Annotated in this window: 12 protein-coding genes; 9 read left to right on the top strand and 3 right to left on the bottom strand. The window is 64.8% G+C overall.

The genetic code is table 11. The features are described 5' to 3' along the window. Positions 1-41: 41 nt before the first annotated feature. Positions 42-473 carry an RpiB/LacA/LacB family sugar-phosphate isomerase gene (locus ABD231_RS10335; RefSeq protein WP_344148762.1) on the bottom strand — a complete coding sequence of 144 codons (432 nt, stop codon included), beginning with the start codon at positions 471-473 and terminating at the stop codon, positions 42-44. Positions 474-582: 109 nt separating this feature from the next. Between ABD231_RS10335 and ABD231_RS10330 the strand changes: the two genes are divergently transcribed. Then, on the top strand, positions 583-2,808 hold the full coding sequence (locus ABD231_RS10330) for an RICIN domain-containing protein (protein WP_344148759.1): 2,226 nt from the start codon (positions 583-585) through the stop codon (positions 2,806-2,808). A 49-nt stretch (positions 2,809-2,857) separates the two neighbouring features. Here ABD231_RS10330 and ABD231_RS10325 read toward each other — a convergent pair whose 3' ends face one another. Beyond that, the gene (locus tag ABD231_RS10325; protein WP_344148757.1) at positions 2,858-3,796 is read right to left on the bottom strand and encodes a S8 family serine peptidase; all 939 of its coding nucleotides are present in this window, start codon (positions 3,794-3,796) and stop codon (positions 2,858-2,860) included. Between the two features lie 201 nt (positions 3,797-3,997). Between ABD231_RS10325 and ABD231_RS10320 the strand changes: the two genes are divergently transcribed. Both ABD231_RS10320 and ABD231_RS10315 read left to right on the top strand, forming a co-directional pair. After that, positions 3,998-4,678, top strand: coding sequence for a HEAT repeat domain-containing protein (locus ABD231_RS10320; protein ID WP_344148754.1), 681 nt, complete (start codon positions 3,998-4,000; stop codon positions 4,676-4,678). Beyond that, complete coding sequence (locus ABD231_RS10315) at positions 4,672-5,643, top strand: HEAT repeat domain-containing protein (RefSeq protein ID WP_344148751.1); 972 nt, start codon at positions 4,672-4,674, stop codon at positions 5,641-5,643. The genes ABD231_RS10320 and ABD231_RS10315 overlap by 7 nt, the downstream gene beginning before the upstream one ends. Positions 5,644-5,650: 7 nt before the next feature. Here the strand turns inward: ABD231_RS10315 and ABD231_RS42150 are convergent, their stop codons facing one another. After that, on the bottom strand, positions 5,651-6,106 hold the full coding sequence (locus ABD231_RS42150; RefSeq protein ID WP_425554166.1) for a GGDEF domain-containing protein: 456 nt from the start codon (positions 6,104-6,106) through the stop codon (positions 5,651-5,653). Positions 6,107-6,163: 57 nt separating this feature from the next. Between ABD231_RS42150 and ABD231_RS10310 the strand changes: the two genes are divergently transcribed. The 6 genes from ABD231_RS10310 to ABD231_RS10285 all read left to right on the top strand — a co-directional run bounded on the left by ABD231_RS10310 (position 6,164) and on the right by ABD231_RS10285 (position 21,515). Further along, on the top strand, positions 6,164-7,417 hold the full coding sequence (locus ABD231_RS10310; protein ID WP_344148748.1) for a tyrosine-type recombinase/integrase: 1,254 nt from the start codon (positions 6,164-6,166) through the stop codon (positions 7,415-7,417). Continuing rightward, positions 7,414-7,818 carry a hypothetical protein gene (locus ABD231_RS10305; RefSeq protein ID WP_344148745.1) on the top strand — a complete coding sequence of 135 codons (405 nt, stop codon included), beginning with the start codon at positions 7,414-7,416 and terminating at the stop codon, positions 7,816-7,818. The genes ABD231_RS10310 and ABD231_RS10305 overlap by 4 nt, the downstream gene beginning before the upstream one ends. Before the next feature lie 45 nt (positions 7,819-7,863). Further along, positions 7,864-9,840 (top strand): tyrosine-type recombinase/integrase, encoded by a 1,977-nt coding sequence (locus ABD231_RS10300; RefSeq protein ID WP_344148742.1) that lies wholly within the window; start codon positions 7,864-7,866, stop codon positions 9,838-9,840. Between the two features lie 483 nt (positions 9,841-10,323). Beyond that, positions 10,324-11,637 (top strand): GGDEF domain-containing protein, encoded by a 1,314-nt coding sequence (locus tag ABD231_RS10295; RefSeq protein ID WP_344148739.1) that lies wholly within the window; start codon positions 10,324-10,326, stop codon positions 11,635-11,637. Positions 11,638-12,220: 583 nt separating this feature from the next. Continuing rightward, positions 12,221-14,785, top strand: a complete 2,565-nt coding sequence (locus ABD231_RS10290) for a LamG-like jellyroll fold domain-containing protein (RefSeq protein WP_344148736.1) — start codon at positions 12,221-12,223, stop codon at positions 14,783-14,785. Positions 14,786-14,840: 55 nt separating this feature from the next. After that, positions 14,841-21,515 (top strand): polymorphic toxin-type HINT domain-containing protein, encoded by a 6,675-nt coding sequence (locus ABD231_RS10285; RefSeq protein WP_344148733.1) that lies wholly within the window; start codon positions 14,841-14,843, stop codon positions 21,513-21,515. Positions 21,516-21,919 lie beyond the last annotated feature (404 nt).

Below are 21,919 nucleotides of genomic sequence, written 5' to 3'. Positions count from 1 at the left end.
GCGGACGGCGCGCAGAACGTGTCAATGGAATGAATGGTGCATTAATTGCTGACGCGCTCGACATTCATCCGATCGGTCTCGTCGGCGCTCGGGGTCCCGGCGAACCAGGCATCGAGAATCTCCTCGAGCAGCGGCTCGGACGTGAGTCGGAGGCTCAATGCGAGCACGTTGGCGTCGTTCCACTGCCGCGCGCCGTCGGCGGTGTAGGCGTCGGTGCACAGTGCGGCCCGCACGCCCGGAATCTTGTTCGCGGCGATCGATGCGCCGGTACCCGTCCAGCAGCACACGACCGCCTGATCCGCCGTACCGTCGGCCACCTCCCGGGCCGCCGCCTCCGAGCAGACCGCCCACTGCGGATCGCTTCCGGGTTCGAGCGCTCCATGCGCGCTCACCTCATGCCCGCGCTTGGTGAGCTCCGTGACGAGTGCGCGTGCGACGGGCAGGTCCATATCCGACGAAACCGAGATCCGCATGCCTCGAGACTAAGCGGTGCCCTAGTTCCGGAACTTCGGTCAGGTCTTGAATTAAGTGTGGGAATCCGCTTTCCTAGGCGCACCTCTGCCGCCCACTCGAGGAGATCTCATGCCCGGAGCCGCCCCACTCCGCCCGCCGCCGCGTACCCGGCGCCGGCGTACCGTCGTGATCGCCGCGGCGCTGGCCGGTCTCGTCGCCGGTGGACTGACCCTGATCGACCCGCCGTCGGCGACCGCTGCCATCTCGCCGACCGCCTGGAACACCGTGGCCGCCAAACACAGCGGCAAGTGCCTCGACACGCGGGCAGCCGGTACGGCGAACGGCACCGTGGTGCAGCAGTACGCCTGCAACAGCAGCACCGCCCAGCAGTGGCAGTTCCAACCGACCAGCGGCGGGTATGTGCGGGTCAACGTGCGCACCGCCCCGGCCCAGGTCGTCGACGTCTCCAATGTCTCAACCGCTGACAACGCCCTGGTCCACCTCTGGGCGTACGGCGGTGGCAACAACCAGCAGTGGCTGCCGGTCGAGGAGGCGGATGGCGCCTACCACCTGGTGAACCGGCACAGCGGCAAATGCCTCGACGTACCGTCGGCCTCCACCGCGGACAGCGTCCAGCTGGTGCAGTTCGCCTGCAACGGAAGCGCCGCCCAATCGTTCAGGATCACCTCAGTGGACACTCCGCCGAACCCACCCGGTACGCCGGACTTCGGCCCGAACTTCTCCGTCTTCGACCCGTCGATGCCGGCCAGCCAGATCCAGTCGCGGCTCGACCAGGTCTTCAACCAGCAGGAGGAGAACCAGTACGGCGAGCAGCGGTATGCCCTGCTGTTCAAGCCGGGCACCTACAACGTCAGCGCGAACGTCGGGTTCTTCACCCAGGTAGCAGGTCTCGGCCTCACGCCGGGCAGTGTGAACATCAATGGCGCCGTACACGTCGAGGCGGACTGGTTCCCGCCGCAGAACGCGACGCATAACTTCTGGCGCGGCGCCGAGGGCCTCACGGTCACCCCGCCGGGCGGGCTCGACCGCTGGGCGGTCAGCCAGGCGTCGGCGTACCGGCGGATGCACCTGAAGGGCAACCTCGCCCTGGACGACGGCGGCTGGTCGAGCGGCGGCTTCATGGCCGACACGATCGTCGACGGCCAGGTGCGATCCGGCAGCCAGCAGCAGTGGCTGTCGCGCAACACGCGCTGGGGCAGCTGGACCGGTCAGAACTGGAACATGGTCTTCGTCGGCGCCGAGAACGCACCCGCGGGCAGCTTCCCGGAGCCGCCGTATACGAAGGTCGCGCAGACCCCGATCATCCGCGAGAAGCCCTACCTGTACGTCGATAGCGCCGGCGCCTACCAGGTGTTCGTCCCCGCACTGAAGTCGAACTCGGCCGGTCCGGGCTGGGCGAACGGTACGCCGGCTGGTCAGTCGCTGCCGATCAGTCAGTTCTACATCGCCAAGCCCGGTGTCACCGCGGCCACGCTGAACGCCGAACTAGCCGCCGGTAAGGATCTGCTCTTCACGCCCGGCATCTACAAGCTGAGCGACACCCTGCGGGTCACCCGCGCCAACACCGTCGTCCTCGGACTCGGCCTGGCCACGATCATGCCCACCAACGGTACGTCGGCCCTGTCGGTCGCCGACGTGGACGGCGTCAAGATCGCCGGCCTGCTGATCGACGCGGCCCCGACCAACTCACCACTGCTGATGGAACTCGGCCCGACGAACTCGTCCGCCGACCACAGCGCCAACCCGACCTCGCTGCACGACATCTACTTCCGCATCGGCGGCTCCGCGGTCGGCAAGGCCACCGAGTCGTTGCGGATCAACAGCGACGACGTGATCCTCGACCACGCCTGGCTGTGGCGCGGCGACCACTCGATCGGCGTCGGCTGGGGCACCAACACCGCCGACACCGGACTCGTCGTGAACGGCGACGACGTCACGGCGTACGGGCTGTTCGTCGAGCACTACCAGAAGTACCAGACGATCTGGAACGGCAACGGCGGTCGCACGTACTTCTACCAGAATGAGCTCCCCTACGACCCACCCAACCAGTCCGCCTGGATGAACGGCTCCACCCGCGGCTATGCGGCGTACAAGGTCGCCGACTCGGTGAACACCCACGAGGCCTGGGGCCTGGGCAGCTACTGCGTCTTCACCTCCGACGCCTCCATAGTCGCTGAACGCGCCTTCGAAGTCCCCAACAAACCGAATGTGAAGTTCCATAACATGGTCACGGTGTCACTGGGTGGCAAGGGCACGATCGCCCACGTCATCAACAACTCCGGCGGCCCCTCCAACTCCCAAACCAACAAGGCCCAATGGGTCAACTACCCCTGATCGCCGTCTGACTGCTTCCCCGCACTGGGGCGGGGAAGCAGGATCAGGGTCAGTTGGAGAACAGGATGCGGTCCGGCGTGCCGAGGCTGTCTGCGGTGAGGCGGCCGGTGGTGGCGTCGTTGTTGAGTAGTTGCTGGATGGTGGCGGGGGAGGCGTTCGGGTTCTGCTCGAGGAGTTTGGCGGCGGCGCCGGCGGTGACGCCTACGTGGCCGCCGTGGATGCCCCACGGGTTCTCGTCGCTGCCGCCGCCTACTGCGGTCGTTCCGCTGGGTGCGGCGACGTCTACGCAGCGGCCGCGGTTCTGGCCGGCTCCTAGCACCTCTTTGGGGTTGCCGGTGTTGGTGAGGTCCAGTTGTGTCGCGGTAATGGCGCCGGCGACGCGGGCGGGGGAGTAGTTGCAAGCATCGGCACCGAAGTCGGTGCCGTTGTTGCCTGCGCTGACGACCCAGGTGACACCGCTCTGGATCGACTGGGCGACCGCCGCGTCGAGGGCGGGGTCAGCAGCGACGGCAAAGGGCAGGACGGCAACTGCGGGCTTCACCGCGTTCTGTGTGACCCAGTTGACCCCGGCAATAGCGCGGTCGGCGGTCGGCAGCCCGTTGCACTTGAAAGTTCGGATCGCGACGATCTGCGCTTGTTTCGCGACGCCGTACTTGGTGCCGGCCACCAGCCCGGCCACTCCGGTTCCGTACACCGTGCACGCAGTGCCGCCGACCAGATCGGCGCCCTGCGACGCCCGGCCACCGAAGTCGGTGTGCGTCGTGCTCACACCGTCACTGAGCACATAGACGCGGACGCCCGCGCCGGTTGAGTTCCAGCTGTACGACTTGTCGAGGGGGCGGTCGCGCTGGTCGATGCGGTCGAGCGCGCCGCTGGGGTTGGGTTGGGTGCCGGCGGCCGCGTACGCCGGGGTTTGGGCGAGCAGGGTGACCGACGCGAGCGCCGCGCCGATCAGGGCGATGCTGCGCCGGTTGTGGTGTCTTGCCATGTCGTTGCCTCCTGAGCTTCGAAACGGAAGCCCAGATCGTGGCCCGCGGAAAAAACTCCCGCAAACGATTGAATGCCGCTCAAATGGCGTGAACCAGCCGCCCCTGGGACGCGTATGCCATGCCCTTTCATGCCACACTGCTTGACCTTGACACTGTGACAAGGTCTTCACTGGGTGCAGGAGGTGATCACCGTGAGTGCGGTGGAGAGGTTGGTCGGAGTGTTGAGCGCCGGGGATTCATCGGCGCGGTTGCGGACGGCCATGACGGTCGGGTCGGAGCCGGGGCTGGTGGAGGCGTTGCTGGCGCGGTGCGCGGTGGAGCCGGACTTCTTCGTGCGCGACATGCTGACCTGGACGTTGACCCGGCAGCCGGTGGAGCTGACGGTTCCTCAGGTTTTGGCGGAACTGCAGTCGGAGCACGTGCAGGCGCGCAGCCAGGCGCTTCACACGCTCTCGAAGCTCGGAGTGCCGAGCACCTGGACCGCGATCACGGTGGAGCTGCTGCACGACCCGGACGACGAGGTGGCACGGACGGCTTGGCGGGCGGCCGTCGTACTGGCTCCTGTCGATGAGCGGGAGGCGCTGGCGGCTGAGCTGGTCAAGGAGCTCGGGCGTGGGGACCGGATGGTTCAACTGAGCCTGAGCCGGGCGTTGGTCGGTCTTGGTGAGCTCATCGAGCCGGTACTGCGGCCGGCGCTGGCGAGCGTTGATCCGAAGGTGCGGGCGCACGCTCGGGCGACCGACCTGCTGCTTCGCAACCCGGACGCTGCGTTCGCGGCCGATGTCGACGCGGCGAAGCGCGTGGACTCTCTAGGCCCCGAGAAATTGGCCGCCGCCGAGGCGGCGAAGGCGGCCCGGAACGGGGCACAGACCGCGTGCTGATCGGTGAAGTGGCGCGCCGCTCGGGGGTGAGTAGCCGGATGCTCCGGCACTACGACTCCCTCGGGCTGGTGCGCCCCACCGGTCGTACCGTCGGCAACTATCGCGAGTACTCCGCCGACGACATCCGCCGGATCTTCCACGTCGAGAGCCTGCGCTCACTCGGCCTGTCCCTACGCGAGATCGGCCAGGCGCTCGAGGACCCGACCTTTGCCCCGACGGCCCTGGTCAGCGACCTCATCCAGCGCACCGAAGACCGCCTGCACCGCGAGCAGGAGCTGCTCGAACGCCTCCGCACGGTCGACGCGTCTGCACCGAGCGGCTGGGAAGACGTCCTGCGCATCATCGAGCTCCTGCACACCCTCGATTCACCCAACGCCGCCCGTCGCCAACAGGCCGTCCTCGCCCCGCGCGACGACGTACCGGTCCCAACCGAGGTCCTCGCCAAGGCGATCCTGACCGAGTCCGACGCGAACGTGGCCGGCGCCCTCCGGTGGGCTCTCGCCCGCGCGGACGGTGGGGTGGCGAGTATCGCGCCCGGGCTGCAGTCAGAAGACATTGACGTACGGCGGCGCGCGGTGCAGGCGATCGTCGAACTACCCGGGGTGGAGGCGACCGCCGTACTGGAGAGCGCTCTCGTCGATGACGATCCGATCGTCCGCAAACACGCAGCCCTTGCCCTAGGCAACCGAGGTGTCGTGGCCGCGATCCCAGCCCTGGTCGGTCTCATCGTCGAAGGCATCAACGACGTCGAAGCCGCCGAGATCCTCGGCACCCTCGCCGCTGACCCCACCGTGATCACCTCACTGACCGACGCCCTGGCAGTCTCCGACTCCGCCGGCCGAATCCGCCTCACCCAAGCCCTGGCCGAACTCCCAGCACCACTCGCCGACGACGTACTCCGTCAACTTGCCGACGACCCCGACCGCGTCGTCGCCATGCTCGCCAACGCCCTCCTGAAAGCCTGAGAGCTCGTCAACTCAATTGACCCGGAGTCCGGTTGGGCGCTGTGACAACCCGGTTCCGCCCAGACTCTTTGGCTGCATAGGTAGCCGTATCAGCCGCCATCAACAACACATCAAGACTGTGCCCGGCGGTCGGATACGTCGCCGCCCCAATAGAACAGGTGAGCCCGTCGACAAGCGTGGTTCCGGTCGGGGCAGTGACTGTGACGACCAGGCTTGAGATGCGATGCCGAATCCGCTCCGCGGTGTGAAGAGTGTCGGCGGAGCTGGTGTTGGGGAGCAGGATGGCGAACTCTTCACCACCTAGCCTCCCGATCAGGTCGTCGGTGCGGATCTCGTGCTTCAGCTCGGCCGCGATCGCCTTCAGTACCTGGTCGCCGGCCAGGTGCCCGTGCGTGTCGTTGACGTTCTTGAAGCCTGTTGACCGGACTACGGCCTGAAAGGCCGGAGTGTTGGTAGTTGTGATCGCTTGACGGTTGGTAGACAGCCCTCACTCAGGTTCTCCAGACAGGTGGGTGCGAGGTTGTCCGAAGTCGAGCGTGATGTGGTGTCGATCCGGCTTCCGCTGTGGGGTCGTGTGGTGCGGGCCGAGGGGGTCGTGCCGTGGCTGGTGGTCGGAGATGACGGTGTGCCGGTGGAGCCCGTACGGCGGTACTTGATGGACTTTGTTGCTCGGGACAACCGCTCGGGGTCGGTGCGCAGCTACGCGTTTGCTCTGTTGCGGTGGTGGCGCTGGCTGCGGGCGGTCGAGATCGACTGGAACCGTGCGACTCCGGCGGAGGCGCGGGATCTGGTGTTGTGGATGCGGTTGACAGAGAAGTCTGGCCGGTCGGCGCGGACAGCGTCCGCGGTCACGGCGGGAACGGTGAACCCGATCACCCGCAAGCAGTATCTGGATGACCAGTACAAGCCGAGCACTGTGCGGCACTCGAACGCGGTACTGCGGTCGTTCTACGAGTTCTGGATCGAGCTGGGTGATGGCCCGTTGATCAACCCGGTCCAGTTGGATCGACGCGGTCGGCCGCATGCGCACCACAACCCGATGGAGCCGTTTCGGTCCGACGGGAGGATCCGGTACAACCCGAAGGTTCCGAAGCGGACGCCACGTGGCATGCCGGATGAACGGTGGAACGAGTTGTTCGCTGGGTTGCAGTCGAACCGCGATCGCGCGCTTCTGGCGCTCGGGATCAGCACCGGTGCTCGTGCAGCGGAGTTGCTGGGGGTGCGGGGTGTGGATCTGGATTGGGGTGATCAGCTGGTTCGGGTGTTTCGTAAGGGCAGTGGTGCGGAGCAATGGCTGCCGGCGAGCCCGGAGGCGTTTGTCTGGATCCGCCTTTACCTGGCTGATCTTGCTGCCCCGTTGGGTCCGGACGAGCCGGTGTGGTGGACGTTGCGCCGCCGCGACCGTGGTGATGGTTTTCGGCGGCGGCCGCTGAACTATGAGGCTTTGCGGGCGGTGTTTCGGCGGGCGAATGGTCTGCTGGGGACGAACTGGTCGATGCATGACCTGCGGCACACTGCGGCGTTGCGGATGTCTCGTGACGAGGCGCTGTCGCTGAAAGACGTGCAGACGATTCTTGGTCATGCTCACTTGTCGACGACGGCTGACGTGTACCTGGTGGAGGACGAGGCGCAGGTGTTCCGCCGGGTGCAGCGTCACTTCACCGAACGGGCAGAACACAAGGAGTGTGCCCAGACAGCTCCAGCAGCGCAGCCGGTCACGGCTGGCTACGACGCCAGCGATCTGGCCGTGCTGTTCGGACCGGCCGTCCGGTGACCGCCACTACTGCGTCCGGTACGACGCTCGCCAGTCCACCGTTGGCGGAGGCTGCCGGATGGTCAGCAGCAGAGGTGGAGGTGGCCACCGGGCCGGTCAACGATTTGCCGGCTGGCCAGGTGCTCGCGTTGCTCGCGTCGTTGCCTGGCTGGTCGAGTCTGTCGGGAAAGCAACGTGACCGGTGGGTGAGCGGCGCGACCAGGGTGCTGGAGTGGCTGCAGACCCATCCAGGTGCCGGTTGGCAGCAGCGGTGGCTGGCTGCGGGTGCTGACGATCTGGTGTGGATTGACGAGCTGGCCGCGGACGGTCCTAGTTCACTGGCGTGGCAGCGCGATGAGGTGCGCTGCGGGCTGATCGGTTTGCTGCTGTGCCGGGTGGTGCTGCCGAGCTACGAGTTCTAGGCCTGGATGTCGCCCGCATTTCTGCTGAGCCGGGCACGCGAATCGATGCGCCCTGACCTGTTCGCCCAGATCGAACGGTCCGCGCTCGACAACGGCATGGCAGGACGGTCTGCCTCGACGGGGCTGAATGCGCTGACCAGGATCGTGCTGCATACCGGCAGGGACCTCGATCAGTTGACGGTCGAAGACATCCACGAGTACCGGTCCTGGGGCGCGCGGACGCGCGGGAACCCGCCACCGGGCACGTTCGCGGCCTGGGACCTGCTCAGAGCGATCGGCGTGCTGGCGACCGACGTGTCGTTGCGGGTGGCTTTGCGCGAGGGCCAACGGTCGACCGCCGAACTGGTCGACCGCTACCGCATCCAGTGCGCCCCGATTCGCGACGTGCTGATCCGCTACCTGAACGAGCGCCGGCCTGCGTTGGACTACAGCTCGTTCGACGGGCTCGTAAGCCATCTGGTAGGCCGGTTCTGGGCCGACCTCGAGGCACATCACCCGGGTATTGACTCGTTGCGACTGGCTGAGGACGTCGCCGAGGCGTGGAAGCAGCGGATCATGGTGGTGACCACCAAGCACAAGGGATCCAGGCCGCGGCGGTCGCGGCTGGAGATCTTGATGCGGGTCCGGTCGTTCTACCTCGACATCCAGGAGTGGGCACTGGAAGACCCGTCGTGGGCACCGTTCGCAGTTCCGTGCCCCATCCGGCGTAGCGAGACCGAAGGCATCAAGAAACAGAAGAAGCGAGCCAACGCGGCAATGCACCAGCGCATCCGGGAACGGCTGCCACACCTGCCGGTCCTCGTCGACACCGCCGAACAGCACCGGGCCTCCCAGGCCGCGCTCCTCGCTGCGGCTCGCGCGACGGCGGTCGGCGACGAGTTCGAACACGGCCAGACCCGCTACCGGCGCACTGTCTTCAAGACGCACACCAGGGCACCACAGCTGCGCCGGCCCGACGCGGTGGTCGTGGAGAACCTCGCGGCCGCAGAACTGATTGACGTGCAGCGCAGCGAGAACGAGGCGTTCTGGGCTTGGGCGGTCATCGAAACCCTGCGCCATACCGGAGTCCGGATCGAGGAACTGCTGGAGATCACGCACCTGGCCTTGGTGTCCTACCGGCTGCCCGACACTGGCGAACTCGTGCCGCTGCTGCAGATCGTCCCGTCCAAGGTCAACGAGGAACGGCTACTGCTGGTTGGGCCCGAACTGGCGAGCGTCTTGGCCACCATCGTCACCCGCCTGCGCGGCGTCAACGCTGCGGCCGACGGGCAGATCCGGTTGACGTGTCGCTACGACCAGCATGAAAGGGTCACCGGCCCCCCGCTGCCGCACCTGTTCCAACGCAAGATCGGCTACCGCCACGAGATGATCACACCGGCAACAGTGCAGCATCTGCTCAGCGCCACCCTCACCCGCGCAGGCCTGACCGATGCCACCGGCGAACCGCTGCGGTACACCCCGCACGACTTCCGCAGGATGTTCGCCACCGACGCTGTCACCGGCGGGCTCCCGGTCCACATCGCCGCCCGTGTGCTCGGCCATCACAGCCTGTCCGCAACCCAGGCCTATCTCGCCGTTTTCCAGGACGACTTGGTCCGCACTTATCGCTCGTTCCTCGACCAGCGCCGAGCCACCCGCCCAGTAGCTGAGTATCGCGAACCGACAGACGAGGAATGGAGCGAGTTCCAGCAGCATTTCCAGCTCCGCAAACTCGAGCTGGGCACCTGCGGGCGACCCTACGGCACCCCGTGCCAGCACGAGCACGCCTGCCTGCGCTGTCCGAGCCTGCGCGTCGACCTTCAACAGCGACCCCGCGTGATCGCGATCATCCACAACCTGCGCGAGCGGATCACCGAAGCCCGCATGAACGGCTGGCTCGGCGAAGTTCAAGGACTCCAAACCAGCCTCGACGCCGCCCAACGCAAACTCGCCGGACTCGACAAAGCCCACAGCACGCCACCCGCCAGCCCTGTCCAGCTCGGCATGCCAACCATCGCCGCCCCCCAGAGAGCCCGACCCTGAAACCCAGGGCTGGCCGGGCGATGTTTCGGGCATGCTGGCTGAGCCAGGAGCCTGGGCTGGTCATGTCGCGTGGCGTCGGACGCGGCCCGAGGCTGGTGGGCATCGCTGTCAGTAGGTGTTCGTGCTGAGCGGTCCTGGTGCGCAGCGCGGTCAGGTGTTCGGCCTGGCCCCGCACTGCGCTGGTCGTGTCCCAGGGGATCGGAGGTGCTGGCCGCCGGCGCCGGGGCGGGTCGATGGTCGGCGGCCTTGGTCGTGGCGGCGGTCGGGAACATTGGGCTCGTCCTCGCGACCGGCGCAGCCTATAGACGCGCCAGTGCCATGCGATGACTCGCCTGATCAGCTACCAGTCGTTGTTGTTCATCGCAGCGGCCTCCTCCCGCGAATCTTGCGCCGTCGTTTCTTGAGCGCAGCGAGGCAGTGACATTGCGTGAGTGTCACAGCTACTCTGTGACAGGGACCGACTGTGAGGCGGGGGTCTTAATCATGAGTATCCGGTACCGGCTGGCGCAGCGTCGCCATCGCCGACGTGCCGACGCGTCCTGGATGCCCACCAAGTGGGCGCTGTGGTCGCTACCCCGAAGTGTCCTCGGGTATGTCGTGGCGATCGAGGTCATTACCGTGGCCGTGATCGCTGCGACGCTCGACCTCGTCGCGGTCGGCTCAAGCGACTGGATCTGGTTGCTCGTCCTGGGCGCCGGGTCGGCGATTCATCTCGAAGCGGCCCGCGATATCGAGCGGCTGCGCAAGGTCGGCGCCGAAGGCATCCCTTACGTCAATCTGAAGGGAATGTGGACCTTCGCCGGCGTCCTCCTCCTACCCCCGCCGTTGGCTGTGCTGTTGATCGTCAGCACCTACGTCCATTCCTGGCTTCGGATCCGGCGGGTGTCGCCGTATCGGTCGGCCTTCACCGCCGCGACCCTCGTCCTGGCCGGTGCCGCAGCGATCGTCGTTCTGGCTGCGATCCGCCCCGGCATCTATCCCGGCTACCCGCCGGGTCCACTCGGACTCGTCGCCGTTGTCGCGGCCGGATTGGCCTACTGGTTCGTGAACTACGCCCTCGTCGCGGCCGCGATCGTGCTGTCCAACCCTGATTCTCCGGGTCGCAATGCGCTTGGGAGGTTGTCGGACCAACTGATTGTCGCCGGATCGCTCGGCCTGGGCATCGCGACCGCAGCGTTGCTGCTCAGCCAGCCCTGGACGGTAGCGGTCCTCTTGCTGACCATTCTTGGGCTGCACCGGGCGCTGCTGGTCGACCAGTTCCAGACCGCTTCTCGCACCGATCCCAAGACCGGCCTGGTCAACGCTGCGTTCTGGAACGAGGTCGCACGACGAGAGTTCGCCGCCGCCGAACGCACCGGCTCTGGCCTCGGACTGATATACCTCGATATCGACCACTTCAAAACCGTCAACGACGCCTACGGGCACCTAGCCGGCGACCAGGCCCTCAAAGCCGTCGCAGACGAACTGCGCCACGAGATCCGCCGCGACGACCTGGTCGGACGGCTCGGCGGCGAAGAGTTCGCCATCCTGCTGCCACAGACCTCCGCGACCAACACCACCCTGACCGCTGAACGGATCCGGCTCCGCGTCGCTGGCCTGGCAGTCGCCATCACCACCACGAACGGCCCTCTCGTGTGCGACACGATCACCTGCTCGATCGGTGTCGCGACCTTCCCCGAGTCCGGCGGCAGCCTCGATGAACTGCAGATGGCGGCCGACCTGGCCATGTACCAAGCCAAGGGCGCCGGCCGAAACTGCGTCAAGACAGCGCCGAGCGACGTCGCCCTCCCCGACTAACATCAGCAAGCTCAACGTCAGCGCTGTCGACAAGGTCCCATCGTCGGTCGCACAGCCACAGATCCTCGCGGCAACTCCGGTTCCGGCCAACTCCAGTGGGTCCCGACTTGCTACTCGGGGCAGGTGTGGCAGGGCGCAGCTAAGCCCTGCAGGTCTCACCAAAGCACCGCCGAACCACCGCCACCTGGCCCGGTCACGGCCGCAGATGTGGGCAATCGGTATGACGAGGGGTCTGCGGTCGGCTGAGCCTGAGATCGACGCTGCCTGTGGCGTAGATCACTAGATGGCGCTGGTTGTATGGGTCGTTTGTATGGGTTGTAGGTGTTGAGCACGCGCTGCAGTCGTTAGGATGCGGACCGCATCTGTGGCTCGGGGGAGTCTATGAAGCGGTGGGGCGATGTACGGGGAATCACGAAAGTATGGTTCGCGGCGCGCGGTAGCGGGCTTCTGTGCGCTGGCTGTGGGGTTGTTCGGTGCGCTGGTTGTTGAGCCGTCCCAGGCTCAACCTGCAGCGGCGGGCAAGGTGTCAGCGGTGCAGGATTCGCCGTCTGAGCAAGCGAAGGTAACTGGGGAACGGGTTGAGGTGCCCGATAAGCGCACTGAGACCTCGCAGACCTTCGCGAATCCGGACGGCTCGTTCACGCTTGAGCAGCACAGCATCCCGGTTCGGGTGAAGCGTGGCGATGAGTGGCGGGCTATCGACACCACCCTCGAGCGCGGCCCTGACGGCTTGGTGCGTCCACGGGCCACGGCTCTTGATATGACCTTCTCGGGCGGCGGTTCCAGCCCGCTCATCGCGGTGCGGGCTCAGGGCTATGAGTTGCGGTTGAGTTGGCCGGGCCCGCTGCCCGTGCCGAGCTTGGCCGGCAACAGCGCGGTCTATGCGAATGTCTTCCCGGATGTGGATCTGAAGATCACAGCGTCGGCGGAGTCGTACAGCGAAGTCCTGATCGTCAAGACGCCAGCGGCTGCTCGGTTGCCAGAGGTGCAGAGTCTCGATCTCGCGGTGGACGCGCCCGGTTTGATCGTCTCCAAGGTTCCGGGTGGGGTGATCGAAGTACGGGACGACCTTGGTGCGTTGATCTTCACTGGCCCGCAGCCGATCATGTGGGACTCGCGCGGTGAGGCGGAAGCGCCGACGGACGAGGACCGTACGGAGACACCGCTGGAGGGCGACAAGGTCGCTCAGCTGCCGGTCGAGGTCTCGCAAGAGGCATTGACGATCAGTCCCGCTGCCGCGCTGGTCAACGACCCCGCCACCAAGTACCCGCTGCATATCGACCCGAGCCTTCGTTTCGCCCAGGAAGGCCGGGCGATGATCAATGAGCGCTATCCCACGACCTCGTCGTGGAACTGGGAAGGACCAGAAGGCGTGGGGTACCAGTCGTTCGAGCCTTGGAGCCGCAAGCGTCTGATCTACAAGATGAAGCTCGGAGGCACCGCCGGCACCCAGATCTTGAAGGCGGTCTTCAGCGCCTATGAGACGTGGGCTGCGAGTTGTACGAAGAAAGAGGTGCAGGTCTGGCAGACGACGCCGATCGGTACCGGTGTGAACTGGAACAACGGCACCCAGGCCGGTGTATGGAAACGCAAGCTCGACTCTGTCGTCGACGCAGTTGGGCGCGACGAGTGCACGGGCGGTGGCAAGTGGCTCGAGTTCGACGTGCGGACTGCTGTCGCGGAGGAGGCAGCGGCGAGCAAGTCCTTTGTGTATCTGGGTTTGCGGGCGGCGAGCGAGACCGACGACATGGCGTGGAAGCGGTTCCGCAAGGACGTGCTGTTCGTGATCGATTACAACCACATCCCTGAGTTGGCCAACGCCCGCTCAACGGAGCCGATCGCGTCCTGCGCGACCGACTACCGGAATCCGTCCCGGATCAATCAGGAACAGCCGATCCCGCACATCAAGGTGCTCGACCCCGACCAGCAATCGGCTTACGTCAAGTTCGATATCTGGAAGAACGGCGAGAGCGCGCCTAGGCAGACGATTCGCAGCGTTGCGAAGCTCGCGACCAGTACGACGGATTTCACCCCGGATGCGCGAATCGACAAGCTTCCGCTCAACACCCTGGTTGGTTGGAAGGCTCAGGCGACTGATGGTGTGAGCTGGTCGGCGTACTCGGGTATGTGCTGGTTCATCATCGACACCTCGAAGCCACCGCCGCCGGAGGTCGTCATCCCTTCGGGTAGCGGCTCGGTGGTGTACCCGGTCGGTACACGGCTCGATGTCCATATCAAGCAGACGAGCGTGGATCAGAACTACTTCCGATACACCGCTGACGGTGACACGCCGACCAGCGCCATCCTTCCGATTGAGAATGGCGAAGCGTCGTTCAGGTACACCACGACCAAGTCGGGGCCGATGGTGTTCAGGGCGTGGGCCTACGACCGCAGCAACAACCAAAGTTCTTCCCCAGGTGTGGTCTGGATCAATCTGAAAACGCCTGACGCCGAGGGGATTTGGCGGATGGACGAGGGAACCGGCTCGGCGTTGGCCGACTCCAGTGTCAATCAGCGAGCGATCACACTGGGTGGTGATGCTTCCTGGCTGCCGGGTGACAGGTGGGACGAGACGCAGACGAACAAGGACTGGTCTGTCCGGCTCTCGCCGTCTAGCTCCGCCACTTCGTCGGCGACCGACGTTCTCGATACGAGTCAGAGCTTCAGCGTGAGTGTTCGCGTCAGACTGGCGAACGTTCTAGGACGACAGGTGGCAATGAGTGAGGGCAGGGCTGGAGGGAGTGGCTTCACGCTCGGAGTTCTGAGCCAAGATCTGTCGGATCCGGATAGCCCGCAGGCGGTTTGGGCATTCACGATTCCGGATGCCAACGGTGGGGAGGCGGCGATCGTGAAGTCGGTGCCTGAGCCGTACATTGCCGGCACCTGGGTCTACCTGACTGGCCGGTACAACGCTGTCGACAAGTCGTTGACGCTGACCCGGTATGACGACACCGGTAGCAAGAGCTGGGCAAGCGAAGCCGCTGCGGCAACCACGGACGGTCCAGGAGCAATTCGTCTTGGGACTGGCACGGTCTCCGGTGTCTCGCACGCGATGGATGGTCAGGTCGATGACGCCCGCATCTATCCGGGGGCGATCGATGATGCCGCCATTCACAAGGACTACTACGACTCTCCGTCGACCAACTGAGCCGAGGACAATAGCCATGCGTTTACACAGGAACCGTTCGAGGACAGCTGCTCTGGTGACGTTGCTGGGTGTCAGTTTGGTTGCCGGCGTCGCGTCGTACGTGCCAGAGGCCGAGGCTGTCTCGGCGGCGAAGGTGCCGGCTCCGGCGGTGCAGCAGGACGAGACCACGCCGGGTAAGGATTTTGTGCCGGCTCCGGCCGAGCAGTCAAAGATGCCGGATTTCGTCCCGAAAGCTCCGATCTGGCCATCGCCCGGTGTATCGCGGGTGGGTGCAGGCAGCGTTGTGGCGGATGGTCTGGCCAAGAGCGCAGCGGCTTCGCCGGTAGCGGCCGCGTTCAAGACGGGTGCCACCAAATCGGCAGCGGCTCCGGCTGGTCAGCTGGAGGTTCTCAGCCAGGCTGACAGCGCCCGCCTCGGAGTTCCAGGTGTGGTACTTCGTCTGTCACGCACTGACGCGCAGCCGTCGACCTCGAAGGCGAGGGTGTCGGTCGACTATTCGAAGTTTGCGGACGCGTACGGAGGTGATTGGTCGTCTCGGCTGCGGTTGGTCGAGCTCGACTGCGGTTCCGCACAGGCTTGCACGGAGAAGCGGCTCCTCCCGGCGGGCGCCAACGACCTCGAGACGAAGACTGTTTCTGCAGAGGTTGATGTTGCGCCGGCTCCGCCGGCTGCGCGGGCCGGGCAGGCTTCGCCGCAGTTGACCACGCTCGCCGTGACGGCAGGCGCGTCGGGGGCTACGGGTGATTACGCGGCATCGACCTTGTCGCCGTCGTCGACGTGGAATGTCGGAAGTCAGACGGGCGACTTCAACTGGAACTATCCTCTGCGCGTTCCGCCGGGCACTGCCGGTCCGAAGCCGGAACTGTCGATCGGCTATAGCTCGGCGTCGATCGACGGTCAGGTGGCGTCGACGAACAACCAGACGTCGTGGGTGGGTCAGGGGTACACGCTCGAGCCTGGCTACATCGAGCGCCGATACATCTCGTGTTCCCAGGACATGACGCCGAGCAGCAACAACAAGGCCAAGACCGGGGATCTGTGCTGGAAGTCCGACAACGCCTTCCTGTCTCTCGGCGGCCGGTCCGGGGAGCTGTTCAAGCTCAGCTCACGGCCTGACCCGTCGGACCCTGCAGCGACGATCGACACGTTCCGGCTGAAGAACGACGACGGCTCGCTGATCGAGCGCCGCTACGGCGCTGCGAACGCCACCGATGGGGTGGCCAAGGGCGAGCACTGGCAGCTCACCACGACGGATGGCACGACGTACTTCTTCGGCGTGAACCCGAACCTGACCAACGGTGAGAAGTCGAACTCGGTCAGCACCGTGCCGGTCTTTGGTAACCATGAGAACGAGCCCTGTCACAAGGCGGCGTTCGCGGAATCCTTCTGTACTCAGGCGTGGCGGTGGAGCGTCGATAAGGTCGTTGATCCGAGCAAGAACCTGATGACCTATCAGTACGTCCAGGAGAACAACTACTACGGGCGCAACAACAATACGGCGGTCTCGCAGTACCAGCGGGCCAGCTACCCGTGGCGGATCAACTACGCGAAGCGTCAAGACGCCAACGAAACGGTGACGGCGTACCCGGCTCGCGTGGTGTTTAGCGTGTCCGAGCGTTGTATCCCGAAGACCGGTGTGACCTGTGCGGATTTGACGGCTGCTACGGCGTCGGATTGGCCGGATACGCCCTTCGACCAGATCTGTACGTCGTCGTCGACCTGTCCGAGCCGGACTTCGCCGTCGTTCTTCACCCGCAAACGCCTGACCGCGGTCGATACGCAGATTCTGGGCAGCGACAACACGTATTCGTCTGTCGATACCTGGACGCTGACGCATCAGTTCCCGGGCGCCGATGTGGCGCCGTCGCTGTGGCTGGCGTCGATTACGCATCAGGGCCGAGTCGGCGGATCGGTGTCCAATCCGACGGTCAGTTTCATCGGTGTGCAGATGCCGAATCGGGTTGATGTGATCAAGGATGCTCGGCCGGCGATGCAGAAGTGGCGAGTCGGCAAGATCAACTCCGAGTCCGGACTGACCACTGACGTCACCTACAGCGTCGCGGACTGCCCGTTGAAACGTGGCGAGGCCGACGCGCCGACGAACGCCAAGCGATGCTTCCCGGTCTACTGGGCGATCGACGGTGCCGAAGAACCGACTTTGGATTGGTTCCACAAGTACGTTGTCACCTCGGTCGTGGCAGACGATCGCGTGACCGATGCGCCGTCTCAGCAGACGCTGTACGAGTACGTCGGCACACCGGCGTGGCATTTCGACAACAGCGAGTTCACCCGGGTGAAGAACCGGACCTGGGGCCAATGGCGGGGCTACTCGAAGGTCAACGTCAGGACAGGACCTGTCGGCAACCAGACCCAGACCCAGTACACCTACTTCCGGGGGATGGACAACGACTACCTCGACAGGGCAGGAACGTCCCGCAAGTCGGTTGCGGTGACCGACAGCCGCGGAGACACCGTCGAGGACGCCGAGCGTTACAACGGGTTCGTCCGGGAGCAGATCACCTACAACGGCTCTGGCGGCGCCGAGGTCAGCAAGACCATCTCGACTCCGTGGACGAGTTCCACCGGATCAGCCGGTGGCTACACCGCGCTCCTTCTCCGGACGGAGTCCACGGTCAATCTGACCCGTCTGAGCTCTGGCAATTACCGGATCACTCAGACAAGTGCAACGTTCAACGGGCATGGTTTTCCAACCGTTGTTGATGATCTAGGCGATACCGCAACCGCAGCCGATGACCGGTGCACCCGCCTGACCTACAACCCGAACGACGACCTGTGGCTTTGGGGCTCGGTCAGCCGCGAGGAGAAGGTCTCAGTCGCTTGCACCGCCACGCCGAACCGGCCCGCGCAGGTCATCTCTGACATCCGCAACTACTACGACAACGCAGGTAGCCTCACAGCCCCCCCGACGCGTGGTCTTACCACCAAGGTCGAGACGATGAGCGGCTGGTCGTCCGGCCCTGTCTACGAGCAGCGCTCCCGGATGGTCTACGACTCGCTTGGTCGCGTGGTCGAGACCTACGACGGGCTCGACCGGCGGACCAGCATGGTGGAGTTCACGCCGAAAGCCGGCGGTCCGGTCACTGCCATGAAGACGACCGACGCCAAGAACTTCACCAACACGACTGAGATTTCCCCGGCCTGGGGATCGTCCTTGGCCGAGATCGATGCGAACCAGCGTCGTACCGACCTGACCTATGACGCCCTCGGACGCTTGACGGCTGTGTGGCTTCCGGACCGGTCGAAGGCCGATAAGGTCACCGCGTCGATGATCTTCAGCTACGTGGTGCCGAACAACGCGCCGAACGTCGTCGTGACGCAGCAGCTGAAGCCGGACGGCACCTACAAGACGAGCAGGACGCTTCTCGACGGCCTACTCCGCCAGCGGCAGGTACAGACACCTGCAGCCAACGGTGCCGGACGCATCCTGATGGACACCAGGTACGACGAACGCGGGAACGTGGCCTTCTCTGACGGCCCCTATCACGACAGCACCTCCCAGCCCTCGAACGTGTTGTTCGATGCCAACGAGCCGAACCTTCCGGCACGGACCGCGAACACCTATGACGGAGCCAACCGGAACGTCTTGTCGCAGTTCATCGTCGCCAACAATGAGCAGTCGCGGACAACGACGACGTACAACGGTGACTCTGTGACTGTGGTCCCGCCCGAGGGCGGCACTACTACAACCACGTTGACGGATGCTCGCGGGCACAAGAGTGAGCTCAGGCAGTACCGGGGACGTGCGGCCACCGGCGCTTACGACTCGACGAAGTACACCTACACCCCCGACGATCAGCTCGCCTCTGTGACCAACGCGGCCGGCAGCGTGTGGAGCTTCGGCTACGACATTCGCGGCCGACGAATCCAGTCCGATGACCCGGACAAGGGAACGACCACCTCGGTCTACGACGCAGCCGACCGCGTCGTGTCAGCCAAGGACGCCCGCGGTCAGCAAGTGTTCTACTCCTACGACGAGCTCGACCGGAAGACCGCCGTCCGCAGCGGCTCCGCGACGGGACCGGTACTTGCCAGCTGGACATACGACACCTTGGGCAAGGGCCTGCTCACTTCGTCCACTCGCACTGTCAACGGCAACGACTATGTGTCGGCTGTCACCGGCTATGACGCCATGGACCGGCCGACCGGCACGAAGGTCGTGATCCCGGAAACCGAAGGCGAGCTCAAGGGCACCTACACCAGCACGACGGCGTACAACCCGGACGGCAGCATCGACTACGCCCGGCTCCCGTCGACACCCGGTCTGCCGGACGAAACGATCAATCTGGAGTACGACGCCAACGGCAACCCGCAGCGAATGGGCGGCTGGCAGGCCTACGTCAGCGAGACCACCTACACCGCATTCGGCGAGCCGCTGCAATACAACGTCGGGCAGCGGACAGGCAAGTCTGCCTACCAGACCTTCAGCTACGAGAACGGTACTCGTCGCCTGTCGGAGATGAAGGTGAACCGCGAAGGCATCGCCCAAACCGACGACACCTTCAACTACACCTACGACGACGCATCCAACGTGAAGTCGGTCTCGCACAAGTTCGGCACCTCGGTCGACCTGCAGTGCTACGCCACCGACTACCTACGACGCACCACCGAAGCATGGACACCCGCCGGCACCTGCGCTGACACTCGCTCCGCATCGACGGTCGGCGGGCCGGCGCCGTACTGGCAGTCCTACACCTACGACGTCACCGGCAACCGCAAAACCATCACCGACCACAAAACCGCCGGCGACACAACATCGACGTACACTTACCCGGCAGCAACGGCTGCACGGCCGCACGCGGTGACCGGTGTGTCGGAGTCGGGGCCAGGCGGAACAGCGGTCGACACCTACGCCTACGACGCGGCCGGCAACATGTCGTCGCGGCAAGTCGGTGGTGACACCGACACCCTCACCTGGGACGCCGAAGGACACCTCGCCTCGGTATCAGGACCTGCGGGTGACACCAGCTTCGTGTACGACGCCGACGGCAACCGGCTGATCCGCCACGACCCGAAGGGCGCAACGCTCTACCTCGCCTCGGCCGAGGTCCGCTGGGACACGGGCGAAACGCAAACTGTCGGCTCCACCAGGTACTACGACTACAACGGCAAAACGATCGCCATGCGCAACGACGCCTCGTCGGTCGAATACCTGATGCCCGACCCGCACGGCACCGCAACCGTGTCCGTCGACGGCCTGACCGCCACCGTGTCGCGTCGCTTCATGGACCCCTACGGGAACCCGCGCGGAACACCATCACCGACCTGGGAACCGAAGGCCAGAGGCTTCGTCAACGGCGTCGACGACCCATCAACCGGCCTGACCCACCTGGGCGCCCGCGAATACGACCCCAAGCTCGGCAAGTTCATCAGCGTCGACCCACTCGTCGACACCGCCGACCCGCAAACCCTCAACGCCTATGCCTACTCCAACGGCAACCCGGCAACCTTCAGCGACCCCGATGGCCTCATGTTCCTTGGAGGCAAGGGCGAAGAAGGAACCGAAACCCGCGGCAACACTTCAGCCCCCGACGAACCCAACGAGACCAACCCCACCACCAACCGCAACAACCACCCCGACACAACCCCGGGCCCCTCGCCCCAACAGGACCTCTCACAGCACCAGCAAAAGCGCGATCAAGCCAAAGAACGCGTCAAGCGCGTCATCAAAGACATCGTCAAGATCCTCGCCGACGAACTCGGCATCACCGACGCAATCAACTGCTTCACCAACGGCGACATCGGCGGCTGCATCTCCACCGGCGTCACCATCCTGTCGTCGCTCGCCGGCGGCATCGCCGGCAAAATCATCGGCCGCTACCTCTTCAAACCCAAGAAGTTCGCCAACCTCATCGGCAACATCACCCGCCTCGCCGACGAAGCAATCGACGCCATCAAGGGCTACCGCAAAGCCGAAGACGACCTCAAACAAGCAGCCAGCTGCGCGATCGGCAACTCCTTTGTGCCAGGAACACTCGTCCTACTCGCCAACGGCGAAACCAAACCCATCGAGCAGCTGAAGCTCGGCGACAAAGTCGTAGCCACCGACCCAGCAACAGGCAAGACATCCCACGAGCCCGTCGTGCGCACGATCACCGGACGAGGGCCCAAACAGTTGGTCGATATCAGGATCATGGCTCTTGATCGCAATGGAGCAGCGCAGGCCGCGACCGTAACCGCCACAGCCGGCCACCCGTTCTACGTACCCGAACGTCGCGATTGGGTTGATGCTGGAGAGCTTCAGATCAACCAGAATCTCGCGGGCTCGGTTCCGGATCAACTGATCCGGGTGACTGGAGTCCATCTGTATACCCAGCCCGAGCGGGTGCACAACCTTACGATCCGAGGAATCCATACCTACTATGTGCTTGCAGGTCCGACACCGGTACTGGTTCACAATGACAGCTGCTGGAGCTCCACAAGAAACAAGACTTCCGTAGAGAACGCGTTCAAACATTGGGACAAGCACAAGACAGAGTTCCCGAATCTAAACAATGCGAAGGAGTATGTGGAGGCAGGGACAACCTTCCTTCGCAGTACCAACAAGAATATTCTGACGCGAACGCGGGGGAATGGAGATTCGGTGCGCTATAATCCAGTGACGAACGAATTTGGCGTCATGGATCGATCAGGTGTTCCGCGGACGTATTTCAGGCCAGATCCAGCAGATCATGGACATGCGACGAACATGGACTACTTCAATGCCCAGTGAGACCTACATGCACTGCCGAGTCTGCGGCCTCCTGCAACCGGACCCTCCATGGGGGGAAGACGAGAGGACGCCCAGTTACGAGATATGTGATTGCTGTGGGGTTGAGTTTGGATATGAGGATTCAACCCCTAAGGGAGTGATCCGGGCTCGAGCGAAGTGGAAGAATTCAGGCTTCCAATGGGCGAATCCAGGCGCTCGGCCTGACGGCTGGGAAGCCGATGTTCAGTTGGCTTGGTCCATGTCGTTCGACGATCGTGAATGAGCGTCGCTGGTGCAGCTCCCCTACTGGGGATCTGGTGGGCCGTGGTCTCCCTGAATTTGCGAGTCGAGTGGAAGGCTGTTGGAGGGGCCCGGTAGACGCTGAGGTATTCATCGGGGACGTCCTGTTCGCTACGTTGCGGAAC

The sequence above is a fragment of the Kribbella yunnanensis genome (assembly GCF_039529655.1).
GTDB classification, from domain to species: Bacteria; Actinomycetota; Actinomycetes; order Propionibacteriales; family Kribbellaceae; genus Kribbella; species Kribbella yunnanensis.
Note: the sequence above shows the minus strand (reverse complement) of the source record. Positions and strands in the feature narration are given on the sequence as shown.